Annotated in this window: 13 protein-coding genes, 1 rRNA gene and 1 riboswitch; of the genes, 13 read left to right on the plus strand and 1 reads right to left on the minus strand. The window is 70.0% G+C overall.

What is annotated here, in order from left to right; all coding sequences use genetic code 11:
* The 12 genes from rrf to ACGFQC_RS19485 form a co-directional block, all read left to right on the plus strand.
* Nucleotides 1-95 (plus strand): 5S ribosomal RNA (gene rrf / locus ACGFQC_RS19430); the annotation flags it as partial.
* Nucleotides 96-204: 109 nt separating this feature from the next.
* A complete protein-coding gene (locus ACGFQC_RS19435) occupies nucleotides 205-813 on the plus strand; it encodes a CDP-alcohol phosphatidyltransferase family protein (RefSeq protein ID WP_363092997.1) in 609 nt (202 codons plus the stop codon).
* Nucleotides 814-932: 119 nt separating this feature from the next.
* Complete coding sequence (locus tag ACGFQC_RS19440) at nucleotides 933-3,428, plus strand: mannose-1-phosphate guanyltransferase (protein ID WP_363092996.1); 2,496 nt, start codon at nucleotides 933-935, stop codon at nucleotides 3,426-3,428.
* 98 nt (nucleotides 3,429-3,526) lie between these two features.
* Entirely contained in the window at nucleotides 3,527-4,432 is a 906-nt protein-coding gene (locus ACGFQC_RS19445; protein WP_363092995.1) for a DUF881 domain-containing protein, read from the plus strand.
* Nucleotides 4,429-4,761 carry a small basic family protein gene (locus ACGFQC_RS19450; protein ID WP_003988855.1) on the plus strand — a complete coding sequence of 111 codons (333 nt, stop codon included), beginning with the start codon at nucleotides 4,429-4,431 and terminating at the stop codon, nucleotides 4,759-4,761. Before ACGFQC_RS19445 ends, ACGFQC_RS19450 begins: the two co-directional genes overlap by 4 nt.
* Before the next feature lie 5 nt (nucleotides 4,762-4,766).
* Nucleotides 4,767-5,660, plus strand: a complete 894-nt coding sequence (locus tag ACGFQC_RS19455) for a DUF881 domain-containing protein (protein WP_363092994.1) — start codon at nucleotides 4,767-4,769, stop codon at nucleotides 5,658-5,660.
* 82 nt (nucleotides 5,661-5,742) lie between these two features.
* Nucleotides 5,743-6,630, plus strand: a complete 888-nt coding sequence (locus tag ACGFQC_RS19460) for an FHA domain-containing protein (protein WP_363092999.1) — start codon at nucleotides 5,743-5,745, stop codon at nucleotides 6,628-6,630.
* 43 nt (nucleotides 6,631-6,673) lie between these two features.
* Nucleotides 6,674-7,411 (plus strand): MerR family transcriptional regulator, encoded by a 738-nt coding sequence (locus ACGFQC_RS19465; protein ID WP_363092993.1) that lies wholly within the window; start codon nucleotides 6,674-6,676, stop codon nucleotides 7,409-7,411.
* Between the two features lie 84 nt (nucleotides 7,412-7,495).
* Nucleotides 7,496-7,969, plus strand: coding sequence for a bifunctional nuclease family protein (locus ACGFQC_RS19470; RefSeq protein ID WP_073494403.1), 474 nt, complete (start codon nucleotides 7,496-7,498; stop codon nucleotides 7,967-7,969).
* Between the two features lie 238 nt (nucleotides 7,970-8,207).
* Nucleotides 8,208-8,891: a MerR family transcriptional regulator gene (locus ACGFQC_RS19475; RefSeq protein WP_363092992.1), complete on the plus strand. Its 684-nt coding sequence runs from the start codon at nucleotides 8,208-8,210 to the stop codon at nucleotides 8,889-8,891.
* A gap of 67 nt (nucleotides 8,892-8,958) precedes the next feature.
* Nucleotides 8,959-10,380 carry a DNA polymerase IV gene (locus tag ACGFQC_RS19480; RefSeq protein WP_363092991.1) on the plus strand — a complete coding sequence of 474 codons (1,422 nt, stop codon included), beginning with the start codon at nucleotides 8,959-8,961 and terminating at the stop codon, nucleotides 10,378-10,380.
* A gap of 24 nt (nucleotides 10,381-10,404) precedes the next feature.
* Nucleotides 10,405-10,659, plus strand: coding sequence for a nucleotidyltransferase domain-containing protein (locus ACGFQC_RS19485; protein ID WP_363092990.1), 255 nt, complete (start codon nucleotides 10,405-10,407; stop codon nucleotides 10,657-10,659).
* Between the two features lie 208 nt (nucleotides 10,660-10,867).
* Here the strand turns inward: ACGFQC_RS19485 and ACGFQC_RS19490 are convergent, their stop codons facing one another.
* A complete protein-coding gene (locus ACGFQC_RS19490) occupies nucleotides 10,868-11,239 on the minus strand; it encodes a PRC-barrel domain-containing protein (protein ID WP_363092989.1) in 372 nt (123 codons plus the stop codon).
* Between the two features lie 116 nt (nucleotides 11,240-11,355).
* A riboswitch (glycine riboswitch) is annotated at nucleotides 11,356-11,451 on the plus strand.
* A 183-nt stretch (nucleotides 11,452-11,634) separates the two neighbouring features.
* Between ACGFQC_RS19490 and gcvP the strand changes: the two genes are divergently transcribed.
* On the plus strand, nucleotides 11,635-14,520 hold the full coding sequence (gene gcvP / locus ACGFQC_RS19495; RefSeq protein WP_363092988.1) for an aminomethyl-transferring glycine dehydrogenase: 2,886 nt from the start codon (nucleotides 11,635-11,637) through the stop codon (nucleotides 14,518-14,520).
* The last annotated feature ends 47 nt before the right edge of the window (nucleotides 14,521-14,567 follow it).

Genomic DNA, 14,567 nt, shown 5'->3' on the forward strand with positions numbered 1-14,567 from the left:
AAACGCCCGGTCACATTCCGAACCCGGAAGCTAAGCCTCACAGCGCCGATGGTACTGCAGGGGGGACCCTGTGGGAGAGTAGGACGCCGCCGAACTCCTTTTACAGCTCCGGCTCCTGGGCATACAGCCCAGGAGCCGGAGCTTTTTTGCGTTGAGGTAGGGTCAGGGGGCATCGTTGGCTCGTTTTCTACTGGAGGCCCCCGGGTGGAGGTCCAGGAGACCCGTGTGCAGACCGACCGGGTCCTCACCATCCCCAACATCCTCAGCACGGCGCGTCTCCTCGGCGTACCACTGTTCTTGTGGCTGATCCTCAGGCCCGAGTTCGGAGGGCCGCAGAGCGACGGCTGGGCTCTCCTCGTGCTGGCTCTGAGCGGAATCAGCGACTACCTGGACGGCAAGCTCGCCCGGCGCTGGAACCAGATCAGCAGCCTGGGCCGGCTGCTCGACCCGGCCGCGGACCGGCTCTACATTCTCTCGACCCTGATCGGCCTCACCTGGCGGGAGATTCTCCCCCTCTGGTTGACCGCTGCACTTCTGGCGCGAGAACTGATGCTGCTGGTGATGGTGGGCATCCTCAGGCGGCACGGCTATCCGCCGCCCCAGGTGAACTTCCTCGGGAAGGCGGCCACCTTCAACCTGATGTACGCCTTCCCGCTTCTCCTGCTCAGTGACGGAAGCGGATGGCCGGCGTCACTCGCTGCTATTTTCGGATGGGCGTTCGCAGGATGGGGTACAACGCTGTATTGGTGGGCAGGAGTCCTCTACGTGGTACAAGTCCGCCGCCTGGTCCGTGCGGACCCCATGGCCGACTGATCTCACCGAAGCGATCGGCACTCAGCGCTGGCTCGATGGCCCGCTACGGAAAAGTGCGGGACAATCTGGAGGGGTGAAGTCGGCTAGACCGTCGTCTCTTCAAGGAGGACGCTTCCGACATGAAGGCCGTCGTGATGGCCGGAGGCGAAGGCACACGCCTTCGTCCCATGACCTCGAGCATGCCCAAGCCGCTCCTGCCGGTGGCCAACCGGCCGATCATGGAGCACGTTCTGAGGCTGCTCAAAAGGCATGGGCTCAATGAGACCGTCGTCACTGTCCAGTTCCTGGCCTCGCTGGTCAAGAACTACTTCGGTGACGGTGAAGAGCTCGGTATGGAGCTCAGTTATGCCAACGAGGAGAAGCCACTCGGTACTGCGGGAAGCGTCAAGAACGCGGAGGAGGCGCTGAAGGACGACGCCTTCCTCGTCATTTCCGGCGACGCGCTCACCGACTTCGACCTCACCGAGCTGATCAACTTCCACAAGGAAAAGGGCGCGCTCGTCACCGTCTGCCTGACGCGCGTGCCCAACCCTCTGGAATTCGGCATCACCATCGTCGACGAGGAAGGCAAGGTCGAGCGCTTCCTCGAGAAGCCGACCTGGGGCCAGGTCTTCTCCGACACGGTGAACACCGGCATCTACGTGATGGAACCCGAGGTCTTCGACTACGTCGAGGCCGATGTGCCCGTCGACTGGTCCGGCGACGTCTTCCCGCAGCTGATGAAGGAAGGCAAGCCGATCTACGGCTACGTCGCCGAGGGCTACTGGGAGGACGTCGGCACGCACGAGAGCTACGTGAAGGCTCAGGCCGACGTGCTGGAAGGCAAGGTCGACGTCGAGCTCGACGGGTTCGAGATCTCGCCGGGCGTATGGGTCGCCGAAGGCGCCGAAGTGCATCCGGACGCCGTGCTCCGCGGCCCCCTCTACATCGGGGACTACGCCAAGGTGGAAGCCGGCGCGGAAATCCGCGAGCACACGGTCATCGGGTCCAACGTCGTCGTCAAGAGCGGGGCCTTCCTGCACAAGGCCGTCGTCCACGACAACGTGTACGTCGGACAGCACAGCAATCTGCGCGGCTGCGTCGTCGGCAAGAACACCGACATCATGCGGGCGGCCCGGATCGAGGACGGCGCCGTCATCGGCGACGAATGCCTGATCGGTGAAGAATCGATCGTGCAGGGCAACGTGCGGGTCTACCCGTTCAAGACCATCGAGGCCGGCGCCTTCGTCAACACCTCGGTGATCTGGGAGTCTCGGGGTCAGGCGCACCTCTTCGGCGCGCGGGGCGTCTCCGGGATCCTGAACGTCGAGATCACGCCGGAGCTGGCGGTACGCCTCGCAGGGGCCTACGCGACCACGCTCAAGAAGGGCTCCACCGTCACCACGGCCCGCGACCACTCCCGTGGTGCCCGTGCTCTGAAGCGAGCGGTGATCTCCGCGTTGCAGGCCAGCGCCATCGACGTACGGGATCTGGAGAATGTGCCGCTGCCCGTCGCGCGGCAGCAGACCGCGCGCGGCAGCGCCGGCGGGATCATGATCCGCACGTCGCCGGGAGTGCCCGATTCCGTGGACATCATGTTCTTCGACGGACAGGGCGCGGACCTGTCGCAGGGCAGCCAGCGGAAGCTGGACCGGGTGTTCGCGCGGCAGGAGTACCGGCGGGCGTTCCCCGGAGAGATCGGGGACCTGCATTTCCCCGCCAGTGTCTTCGACTCGTACACCGGGTCGCTGCTGCGGAACGTGGACACGACCGGGATCGCCGAGTCCGGGTTGAAGGTCGTGGTGGACGCTTCGAACGGCAGTGCCGGTCTCGTACTGCCCAGCCTGCTCGGGAAGCTCGGGGTCGACTCGCTGACCGTCAATCCCGGTCTGAACGAGGCCCGGCCGACGGAGAGCAGTGACCAGAGGCGTTCCGGGCTCGTGCGGCTCGGGGAGATCGTGGCGTCGTCGCGGGCCGCGTTCGGTGTGCGGTTCGACCCGGTGGGCGAGCGGCTCTCCCTCGTCGACGAGAAGGGCCGGATCATCGAGGACGACCGTGCGCTGCTCGTGCTGCTCGACCTGGTCGCCGCCGAGCGGCGCAGCGGGAGGGTGGCACTTCCGGTGACCACGACGCGGATCGCCGAGCAGGTGGCGGCTTATCACGGCACCCAGGTGGAATGGACGACAACGTCGCCCGACGACCTGACCCGGGTGGGCCGCGACGAGTCGACCATCTTCGGCGGGGACGGCAAGGGCGGCTTCATCGTCCCCGAGTTCAGCAGCGTCTTCGACGGTACGGCGGCCTTCGTGCGGCTGATCGGGCTCGTGGCCCGAACGCAGCTCACGCTGAGCCAGATCGACGCGCGGATCCCGCGGGCGCACGTTCTGAAGCGGGATCTGGCCACTCCGTGGGCCGTCAAGGGTCTGGTGATGCGGCGGGTCGTCGAGGCCGCCGGAGACCGCTCCGTGGACACCACGGACGGTGTCCGGGTGGTGGAGGCCGACGGACGCTGGGTGATGGTGCTGCCGGACCCGGCCGAGGCCGTCACGCACCTGTGGGCGGAGGGCCCCGACGACGCCTCCGCACAGGCCCTGCTGGACGAGTGGTCGTCCGTCGTGGACAGCGCCGGGCGCTGACACACCTACCACGCGCGCGTGCCGGACAAGTGCCCCCAAGAGGGCCTGTCCGGCACGTCGGTGGGGCCGTTCGGAGGTAACGGGCGCGGCGTGCGACGATGTGCGGCATGCCGCAGCAGCCCCCCGTTCGGAGTACGCCCGCGCGAGCGTCGCGCCCGGACGCGTCCATGTCGCTGCTCACCAACGTCATGGACCACAGTCTCGACGACGGATACGCCGAGGCGGCCGCCCGGAAGCGGGCCGAGGGCGTCGGAGGGCTGCCCAGGACGCTGCGCTCGAAGCTGGGCCTGGCCGCGGGCCTGGTGCTCGCGGCCCTCGTCGTGACCGTGGGAGCCGCCCAGGCGCGGATCGCCGCTCCGGTCGTGGCCAAGGAGCGCGAGGAACTGATCGACCGCATCGACAGTGAGACCGAGGCGGCGGACGAGCTCGAGGACACCGTCGACGAACTGCGTGACGACGTGAGCGCACGGCAGCGGGAGGCGCTCCGGGAGAGCGGCGGCGGCGACCAGACGGAGCTGGTGGGCATCCTCGCGGGCGCCGTCGAGGTGCACGGACCCGGTGTGAAGCTGGTCGTGGACGACGCCGAGGAGGCCTCCACCGGCGGTGACGGCGATCCGCGCGAGACCTCCGGGTTCTCCGACACCGGGCGGGTCCGCGACCGTGACATGCAGCGTGTCGTCAACGGGCTGTGGGCGTCGGGCGCCGAGGCCGTCTCCGTCAACGGCCAGCGGCTGACGGCGCTGTCGGCGATCAGGGCCGCGGGCGAGGCCATACTGGTCGACAACAAGCCGCTGGTGCCGCCGTACACGGTGCTCGCGGTGGGGGACGGGAAGAACCTGAGCACCCGGTTCCAGGACAGCCCCGACGGGCTGTATCTGCACGCCCTCCAGGAGAACTTCGGCATCCGGACCGCCATCTCGGTGGAGGAGGACGTCCGGGTGCCCGCGGCACCGAGTGTGATCGTACGTACAGCAGAGCCGAGAACTGAGAAGGGCACATCGTGATCGCCGTACTGGGCCTCGTCGTGGGAGTCGTGGCCGGCCTCTTGGTCCGGCCCGAGGTTCCGGCGGTCGTCGAGCCTTATCTGCCGATCGCCGTCGTGGCGGCGCTGGACGCCGTCTTCGGGGGTCTGCGGGCCATGCTCGACGGCATCTTCGACGACAAGGTGTTCGTCGTGTCGTTCCTGTCGAACGTGGTCGTGGCTGCCCTGATCGTTTTCCTCGGTGACAAGTTGGGCGTCGGCGCCCAGCTGTCCACGGGTGTGGTGGTCGTGCTCGGCATCCGGATCTTCTCCAACGCCGCGGCGATCCGCCGGCACGTCTTCCGGGCGTGAGGGCGATGAGCGACCACGACGCGACCCAGCCCGCCGGGACCCCCCGCAACGAGTCACCGCGGGTCGAGACACCTCGGGACGAGACGCCCACGACCAGACTGCGCAAGGAACTCCCCCAGGAGGTTCCCGCGGCCGTTCCGCACGCGGAACAGTCCGAGGAGAGCGGGAAGCCCACCCTGACCGGCCGGCAGCGGCTGGTGCAGGGGCTGTGGCCGCCGCGGGTGAGCCGGGCCCAACTCATCGTCGCCCTGCTGCTGTTCGGCCTCGGCTTCGGGCTGGCCGTGCAAGTGGCCTCCAACAGCGAGAGCGGCAACGCCCTGCGCGGGGCGCGTCAGGAAGATCTCGTGCGCATCCTCGATGAACTCGATGACCGCAGTCAGCGTCTTGAGGACGAGAAGCAGGGCCTCGAGAAGCAGCGGCAGGAGCTGGAGAACAGCTCCGACCAGGCCGAGGAGGCCCGCAAGCAGACGGTCGAGAAGGAGAAGCAACTCGGCATCCTGGCGGGCACGGTGGCCGCCCAGGGGCCCGGCATCACCATGGTCATCGAGGACACGAAGGGGACGGTCGAGGCCGACATGCTGCTCGACGCGATCCAGGAGCTGCGTGCGGCGGGCGCCGAGGCGATCCAGGTCAACGGCGTCCGGGTCGTCGCCGGCACGTACCTGACGGAATCCGGCAAGAGCGTGGGCGTCGACGGGAACAAGATCAACGCTCCCTATCGTTTCAAGGTCATCGGCAAGCCGCAGGACCTTGAACCGGCGCTCAACATCCCTGGGGGCGTGGTGCAGACTCTGGAGAAGGAGCAGGCCACGGTGTCCGTGGAGCGATCCACCAAGATCGTCGTGGACGCCTTGCGGGCAGCGGAGCAGCCTGACTACGCTCGGTCGTCCTCGCAGTGAACCGGGGGTGCATGGGGGCCGTCCGGCAAGGGCATGAGGTTGCGGGGGGTCGGCGCACCGAACGGGTGGTGCGTGGTGGAAACTGTCTGGTGGATACGGACGTTGTGAAGATGTCCGGGTCGGCCGGTCTAATCATTCAGGGTTCGTCCTGCCCCACGGGCGGGTCTGTTTCGGTCAAGGGGAATCGCCCGTGAAGTTGTTTGCGAAGTTGTTCGGCAAGAGCGCGCGAGAGGGCAGCGGTGACAACGCGACCGCCCGTCACCGCGCACAGCCTGACGCGGAGGGCCAGCGGCCGCTGTTCCGGGACCAGGTGGCTGGTCCGGGCGGTGACATTTCCGGAGGCCAGGGCGGGGCGTCGGTTGACCCTGCGCAGTCCGGCGGCATAGGTTTCGGGCAACCGTCAACCTCAAGTACGGGTGGAGGGTTTTCCCCTATGTCGGCCCTGGTGTGTACGAGGTGCGGTAACCGCAACGCGGAGAACAGCCGCTTCTGCTCGAACTGCGGCGCCCCGCTGAGGCCTGGGCTGACGCCCGAGCGCCCGTCGGAGACGACGTCCACCATTTCCATCTCCGGTCTCGAGGCCTACGACTCCGAGGCCACCGGACAGACGCAGTTGCCGGCGCTCTCGCCCGAGGCCCAGGCCGCGGTCGACGCGCTGCCGCTGGGCTCCGCCCTGCTGGTCGTGCGGCGCGGCCCCAACTCGGGCAGCCGCTTCCTGCTGGACGGCGACCTGACGACGGCCGGGCGGCACCCGCAGAGCGACATCTTCCTGGACGACGTGACGGTCTCGCGCCGCCACGTGGAGTTCCGGCGCAGCCAGGACGGTTCGTTCACGGTGGCCGACGTCGGCAGCCTGAACGGCACGTACGTCAACCGGGAGCGGATCGACGAGGTCCCGCTGTCGAACGGTGACGAGGTGCAGATCGGCAAGTACCGGCTGGTCTTCTACGCGAGCCAGCGAGGCTACTGACCCGCCCCCGGACCCGGTCCGGGGGAACCCCCAGGGAAGGCCCATGCTGCGAACACCGAGGGGCGGTACCGGACCCGGCGCCGCCGCAGCGGACGGTGGTGCGATGAGCATCGGCACGGTGCTGAACGTGCTGCGCGACGAGTTCCCCGAAGTCACCATCTCCAAGATCCGCTTCCTGGAGTCGGAGGGGCTCGTCGAGCCGCAGCGGACCCCGTCGGGGTACCGCAAGTTCAGCCTGGAGGACGTCGAGCGCCTCGGTCATGTCCTGCGGATGCAGCGGGACCACTATCTGCCGCTCAAGGTGATCCGGGAGCATCTGGACGCGATGGAGCGCGGTGAGGCGGCACCGCTGCCGACCGTGGGCCGGCAGCGGGACGGGGAGGCGGTACCGGAGCGGCCCGATGCGCCCACCGCCGCCCGGATCGGGCGGTCCGAGCTGCTGGCGGCCGCCGGGATCGACGAGCGCGAACTCCAGGAGTGGGAGGCCTACGGGCTCGTCGTGCCCCTGGAGGACGGGGTCTACGACGCCGAGGTGGTCACGGTGGCCGCGCTCGTCTCCGAACTGGGGCGGTTCGGGATCGAGCCCCGGCACCTACGGGTGATGAAGGCCGCGGCCGACCGCGAGGCGGGACTCGTGGACCAGGTGGTCGCACCGCTCCGGCGCCACCGCAACCCGCAGACGAGGGCGCATGCCGAGGCCCGCACGAAGGAACTGGCGGGACTCACGGTCAGGCTGCACGCGGCGTTGGTGCAGACCGCGCTCGGAGTGCGTCTGCCCTGAGGCGGACGCTCCGGGCCGCCCGGATCGCTCACCCGTTCCCGGCCCGACTACCCAAACGTCCCGAGCACGGCCTAGGGTTGCTGTGTGAACGAGCTCGATGTCGTAGGTGTCCGGGTCGAGATGCCCTCCAACCAACCGATCGTCCTGCTGCGTGAAGTGGGAGGCGACCGTTACCTCCCCATCTGGATCGGGCCGGGTGAGGCGACGGCGATCGCCTTCGCCCAGCAGGGCATGGCTCCCGCGCGGCCGCTGACCCATGACCTGTTCAAGGACGTGCTGGAGGCCGTGGGCCAGGAGCTCAGCGAAGTGCGCATCACGGACCTGCGTGAAGGCGTCTTCTATGCCGAGCTGGTCTTCGCCAGCGGAGTGGAGGTGAGCGCGCGGCCGTCCGACGCCATAGCGCTGGCCCTGCGCACCGGAACGCCGATCTACGGCAGCGACACGGTGCTCGACGACGCGGGGATCGCCATTCCGGACGAGCAGGAGGACGAGGTGGAGAAGTTCCGTGAGTTCCTCGACCAGATCTCGCCCGAGGACTTCGGCAGCAGCAATCAGTAACTGTCGGGAGGCGAGGCTGGTCCGGTGGGCGCAGCGGCTTCGGCCGTGGCAATTGCCGCCGGACCATGAGAGCGTCCTGCGGCTTCCGCTCAGCGCATTCGGCTAGCCTTTCCCCGCGGTGGAGCGGGGGAAACCACTCCTGGGGTGATTATCACTCGGCGTGCCGAGTGTGGCGATCGTTGACGCACCCCTGGTGACTGCCTACCGTCGAGAAGGCAGGTCAAGGACGGAGGTCGGCGTGAGAAGCAGCGGCGACGGTACGGTGGGGGGTGCCCCCGGACTCGGTGTCGGGGGGAGCGGTCCGTACCCTCCCTCAAGCTCTCGGCTCCGTTCGAGCGGGGGGTACCCCCATCACGGAGGCGCGGCCGATCATGCTCCGCAGCGGCCGGCGGCCGTGCCGAGCAGCGGAGGGGCGACGTCCATGGCGTCCGAGGAGATCGGCTACCGGGGCCCGACGGCCTGTGCGGCCGCCGGCATCACCTATCGGCAACTTGACTACTGGGCGCGCACGGGGCTGGTCGAGCCGAGCGTACGGCCCGCCCACGGGTCCGGTACGCAGCGCCTGTACAGCTTCCGGGACGTGGTGGTCCTGAAGATCGTCAAGCGTTTCCTCGACACCGGGGTCTCGCTCCAGAACATCCGCACCGCCGTCCAGCACCTGCGTGAGCGCGGTTTCAGCGACCTCGAGCGGGTGACGCTGATGAGTGACGGTGCCACGGTCTACGAGTGCACCTCGCCGGACGAGGTCCACGCGCTGCTCCAGGGCGGTCAGGGCATCTTCGGGATCGCCGTCGGTGTGGTGTGGCGGGACGTCGAGAGCGCGCTGTCCCAGCTGCACGGGGAGCGCGTCGACACCGGTGAGACACTCGTCGGGCCCAACCCGGCGGACGAGCTGGCCCGTCGGCGCAACCGGGCGGTCTGACCGCCCCGGCGCCCCCGCGGACGGCTGTACAGCCTCATTGTCAGTGGTGTGGTGCAGCATCGGAGACGTGAGAAACGCGCCCACCATCCTGCATCTCGACATGGATGCCTTCTTCGCCCAGGCGGAGCAGGCGTCCAAGCCGAGTCTGCGCGGGAAGGCTGTGGTCGTGGGGGGTCTCGGGCCGCGAGGAGTGGTGGCGACCGCCTCGTACGAGGCACGGGTCTTCGGGGTGCACTCGGCGATGCCCATGGCGCAGGCCCGCCGGCTCGCTCCGAACGCCGCCTATCTGGTGCCGCGGGGTGCGTTCTACCGCCAGATCAGCGACCAGGTCATGGCGCTGCTGCGGGCCCTGTCGCCACTGGTGGAGCCACTCAGCCTGGACGAGGCGTTCGTCGATCTGGAGGCCGGTGGGGCGGCCTGGGACAGCGAGTCGGCCCGGCTGGCCGGGGTGCGGCTGCGTGCCGACATCCGGGCGGTCACCGGGCTCACCGGTTCGGTGGGGCTGGCCGCCTCGAAGATGCTCGCCAAGATCGCCTCCGAGCAGGCCAAGCCGGACGGCCTGGTGCTGATCGAGCCGGGCACCGAGCGGTCCCTGCTCGCGCCGATGTCGGTGCGGACGCTGCCGGGGGTCGGGCCGGCGACCGGCGATCATCTGAGGCGGGCCGGGATCACCACGGTCGGGGAGATGGTCGAGGCGGGGGAGGACGAGCTGGTGAGGCTGCTGGGCAAGGCGCACGGGCACGCGCTGCACGCCATGGCACTGGCCCGGGACGACCGGCCCGTGGTGGCCGAGCGGGAGACCAAGTCCGTGTCGGTGGAGGACACCTACGACGTGGACATCCACGACCGGGTGCGGGTGGAGCTGGAGGTGCAGCGGCTCGCCGACCGGTGTGTGCGGCGGCTGCGGGGGGCCGGTCTGTCGGGGCGGACCATCGTGCTGAAGGTGCGGCGCTACGACTTCTCCACGCTCACCCGGTCGGAGACCCTGCGGGGGCCCACGGACGATCCGGCGGTCGTGCGGGAGGCGGCGGCGCGGCTGCTGGAGGTGGTGGACACGACGGGCGGTGTGCGGCTGCTCGGGGTGGGGGTCAGCGGGCTGGCCGACTTCACGCAGGAGGACCTGTTCGCGCAGGCGGCCGAGGTGCGGGCGGCCGAGGTGCGGGCCGAAGGGCCCGAGGACGAGGCGCCGCAGGAGCCCGCCGTGGCCGAGGCGGTGCCCGCGGAGCACCGGTGGCGGCCGGGGCACGACGTGCGGCACGCAGAGCTCGGCCACGGGTGGGTGCAGGGCAGCGGGCTGGGGCGGGTGACCGTGCGGTTCGAGACACCCGGGTCGGAGGTGGGCCGGGTACGGACGTTCCGGATCGACGACCCCGATCTGCAGCCGGCGGAGCCGCTGCCGCTGGTGCGGCGAAGACCCGACGGGGCATCGGCGGTGGACACGGCCGGTCGGGTGCCGGCGGTGGGGCCGCGGCCGGGGAACGGCCGGTGACGGGATCGAGCAAGGCGCTGTGCGGTGGCGGACGAGAAGGGACGGACGGGCCCTGCGGGGGTCTCGGCGGAGCGGCGTGACGAGGTGCGTTCGGTGGTCCGGCGGGTCACCCGATGGGCCGCGGGACGCGAGGACGTCGTCGGGGTGCTGCTCGTCGGGTCCTGGGCACGGGGCGCCGGGCGAGCGGACTTGGATGTCGATCTCCTCGTGCTGACCGTCGAGCCGGGCCGGTACGTTGCCGAGGACACCCGGGGTGCGAGCCGGCCCTGGGAGAGCTGATCCGCAACCGGGCCTGGGGGCCCGTCACCGAATGGCGGTACGTGACCGCCTCCGGTCTGGAGGCCGAGGTCGGCATCGGCCCCGCCGACTGGGCGCGTACCGATCCCGTCGACGCGGGCACGCGACGCGTCGTCACCGACGGGGCGCGGCCGCTCCACGATCCGCAGGGACTCCTCGGGGCGCTGGTCCGGGCGTGCGGCCGGTCCGCTCAGGTCTCCTCCGAGCCCGCCAGCCTGCCGAAGTCACGGTCGGGGAGGGGCGGAGGGGCGGCCACGTCGAGGCCGTAGTGGTGATAGAGCTGGAGTTCCTGGTCGGGGGAGAGATGACGGCCCACGCCGAAGTCGGGGGCGTCCTTGATCAGGGCGCGGTCGAAGGGGACGTGCAGGGCGCCCTCGACCAGTTCGCTGGGCTCCAGGGGGACGAAGGCGTCCCTGCTGAACAGGCCGGTGCGTATGGCCGCCCACTCCGGCACGCCGGTCGCGTCGTCGAGGTAGATCTCGTCGATGGTGCCGATCTTGGTGCCGTTCCGGTCGAACGCCTTGCGGCCGATCAGGTTGCGCGGGTCGATGTCGGTCTGCACGGGCCCCTCCGCTTCGTCGCAAACTCATCCCTCAGCACTACAAAAGAGCACATCGGGAGTGGCGGCCACTCGAAAGGAAGCCCCGTTGACCTCGCTGGTAGTCTGGCAATGGCTGCTGACCCCGTGCGGGAGAGTCCTCCGGAGACCACCGGAGGCGCCGAAGGAGCAAATCCTCCCCGGAATCTCTCAGGCTCACGTACCGCACGGACGAGGTCACTCTGGAAAGCAGGGCGGGTGCCGACGGCGTCGACGGCTTCCGCCCTCACCGACGGTGAAAGCCGGGTGCCCTCGGGCGGCCGGTGAAGCTCTCAGGTTGAGATGACAGAGGGGGAGGCCGTCCGGGTACCCGCCAGTGGTGCCCCTCGAAGGTCGTGTCTGACCAGGAGGCCTCCGCAATGACCGCCCATCGCATTCCGCTCTCCGACCTCGAACAGGGAATTCCCTTCGAGCAGCGCCACATCGGGCCCGACCAGGAGGCGCGGGCCAAGATGCTCGCGCAGGTCGGTTACGGCTCCCTGGACGAGCTGACCGCCGCCGCGGTCCCCGACGTGATCAAGAACGCCGACGCGCTGGACCTGCCGGGGGCGCGCACCGAGGCCGAGGTGCTGGCCGAACTGCGGTCGCTGGCCGACCGCAACCAGGTCATGGACTCCATGATCGGGCTCGGCTACTACGGCACCTTCACCCCGCCGGTCATCCTGCGCAACGTCATGGAGAACCCGGCCTGGTACACGGCCTACACGCCGTACCAGCCGGAGATCTCGCAGGGCCGGCTCGAGGCGCTGCTGAACTTCCAGACCATGGTCGCCGACCTGACCGGACTGCCGACCTCCGGCGCCTCGCTGCTCGACGAGGGCACGGCCGCGGCCGAGGCGATGGCGCTGTCCCGGCGCATGGGGAAGAACAAGAAGGGCCTCTTCCTGGTCGACGCGGACGCGCTGCCGCAGACCATCGCGGTGATCCAGACGCGTGCCGAGCCGGCCGGTGTCGAGGTCGTCGTCGCCGACCTCGGCGAGGGCATTCCGGCCGACATCGCCGCGCGGGAGATCAACGGCGTGCTGGTCCAGTACCCGGGGGCCTCCGGCGCCGTACGCGACCTCAAGCCGGTCATCGACCAGGCGCACGAGCTGGGGGCGCTCGTCACCGTCGCCGCCGATCTGCTCGCGCTGACGCTGCTGACCTCGCCCGGTGAGCTGGGTGCGGACATCGCGGTCGGGACGACGCAGCGGTTCGGGGTGCCGATGGGCTTCGGCGGGCCGCACGCCGGCTACATGGCCGTCCACGAGAAGTTCGCGCGCAGCCTGCCCGGGCGGCTCGTGGGCGTCTCCGTCGACGTGGACGGCAACCGGGCGTACCGGCTGGCGCTGCAGACCCGTGAGCAGCACATCCGCCGGGAGAAGGCGACCAGCAACATCTGTACGGCGCAGGTGCTGCTCGCCGTCATGGCCGGCATGTACGCCGTCTACCACGGACCCGAGGGCCTCCGGGCGATCGCGTGGCGCACCCACCGCTACGCCTCGGTCCTGGCCGCCGGGCTCACCGCGGGCGGCGTCGAGGTCGTGCACGGTTCCTACTTCGACACGCTGACCGTGCGGGTGCCCGCGAAGGCCGCCGAAGCCGTCGCCGCCGCGCGGGACAACGGGGTCAACCTGCACCTCGTCGACGCCGACCACGTGGCGGTCTCCTGTGACGAGACCACCGGGCGGGCGCAGATCGGCGCCGTCTGGCGGGCCTTCGGGGTCGAGGGCGACATCGAGGCCCTCGACGCGGTCGCGCAGGACACCCTCCCCGCCGGACTGCTGCGCCGCGACGAGATCCTCACCCATCCCGTCTTCCACCAGCACCGCTCCGAGACCGCGATGCTGCGCTACCTGCGCAGGCTGGCCGACCGCGACTACGCGCTGGACCGGGGCATGATCCCGCTGGGCTCCTGCACGATGAAGCTCAACGCGACCACCGAGATGGAGCCGGTCACCTGGCCCGAGTTCGGGCAGCTGCACCCCTTCGCGCCCGCCGGCCAGGCGCGGGGCTACCTCACGCTCATCCACGAGCTGGAGGAGCGGCTCGCCGAGGTCACCGGGTACGACAAGGTCTCCCTCCAGCCGAACGCCGGGTCGCAGGGCGAGTTCGCCGGACTGCTCGCCGTACGCGGATACCACCGGGCCAACGGGGACGAGCAGCGGACCGTGTGCCTGATCCCCTCGTCGGCGCACGGCACGAACGCCGCGAGCGCGGTGATGGCCGGGATGAAGGTCGTGGTCGTGAACACCGCAGAGGACGGCGAGATCGACGTCGAGGACCTGCGGGCGAAGATCGAGAAGCACCGCGACGAGCTGGCGGTCCTGATGATCACCTACCCGTCGACGCACGGCGTGTTCGAGGAGCACGTCGCCGACATCTGCGCGCAGGTGCACGAGGCCGGCGGCCAGGTGTACGTGGACGGTGCCAACCTCAACGCGCTCGTCGGGCTCGCCAAGCCCGGGCACTTCGGCGGCGACGTCTCGCACCTGAACCTGCACAAGACGTTCTGCATCCCGCACGGCGGCGGCGGTCCGGGCGTCGGCCCCGTGGCCGTGCGGTCGCACCTGGCGCCGTACCTGCCCAACCACCCGCTCCAGCCCGAGGCCGGGCCCGCGACGGGGGTGGGGCCGATCTCGGCCGCGCCGTGGGGTTCCGCGGGGATCCTGCCGATCTCGTGGGCCTACGTGCGGCTCATGGGCGGGGAGGGGCTGAAGCGGGCCACGCAGGTGGCCGTGCTGTCCGCCAACTACGTCGCCAAGCGGCTCGAACCGCACTACCCCGTGCTCTACACCGGCCCCGGCGGGCTGGTCGCGCACGAGTGCATCATCGACCTGCGTCCGCTGACGAAGGCGACCGGCGTCAGCGTGGACGACGTGGCCAAGCGGCTCATCGACTACGGCTTCCACGCGCCGACGATGTCGTTCCCCGTGGCCGGCACGCTGATGATCGAGCCGACCGAGTCGGAGGACCTGGCGGAGCTGGACCGGTTCTGCGAGGCCATGATCGCGATCCGCGCGGAGATCGAGAAGGTCGGGGCCGGTGAGTGGCCCGCCGAGGACAACCCGCTGCGGGGCGCTCCGCACACGGCGGCCGCGCTGGGCGGCGAGTGGGACCACGCCTACACGCGCGAGGAGGCCGTCTTCCCGGCCGGGGTGTCCGCCGCCGACAAGTACTGGCCGCCGGTGCGCCGGATCGACCAGGCCTTCGGCGACCGCAACCTGGTCTGCTCGTGCCCGCCGCTGGACGCCTACCAGGACTGATCCGACAGCACGTACGCCGAGGCCCCCGTCCGCGCAGGGCGGGGGCC

The sequence above is a fragment of the Streptomyces sp. NPDC048734 genome, from assembly GCF_043198675.1.
Classification (GTDB): domain Bacteria; phylum Actinomycetota; class Actinomycetes; order Streptomycetales; family Streptomycetaceae; genus Streptomyces.

Bases quoted from the DNA above. Each gene is read 5' to 3' on its own strand.
- ACGFQC_RS19440 (WP_363092996.1), top strand. From the start codon at position 933: ATGAAGGCCGTCGTGATGGCCGGAGGCGAAGGCACACGCCTTCGTCCC.
- ACGFQC_RS19455 (WP_363092994.1), top strand. From the start codon at position 4,767: ATGAGCGACCACGACGCGACCCAGCCCGCCGGGACCCCCCGCAACGAG.
- gcvP (WP_363092988.1), top strand. From the start codon at position 11,635: ATGACCGCCCATCGCATTCCGCTCTCCGACCTCGAACAGGGAATTCCC.
- ACGFQC_RS19445 (WP_363092995.1), top strand. From the start codon at position 3,527: ATGTGCGGCATGCCGCAGCAGCCCCCCGTTCGGAGTACGCCCGCGCGA.
- ACGFQC_RS19465 (WP_363092993.1), top strand. From the start codon at position 6,674: ATGCTGCGAACACCGAGGGGCGGTACCGGACCCGGCGCCGCCGCAGCG.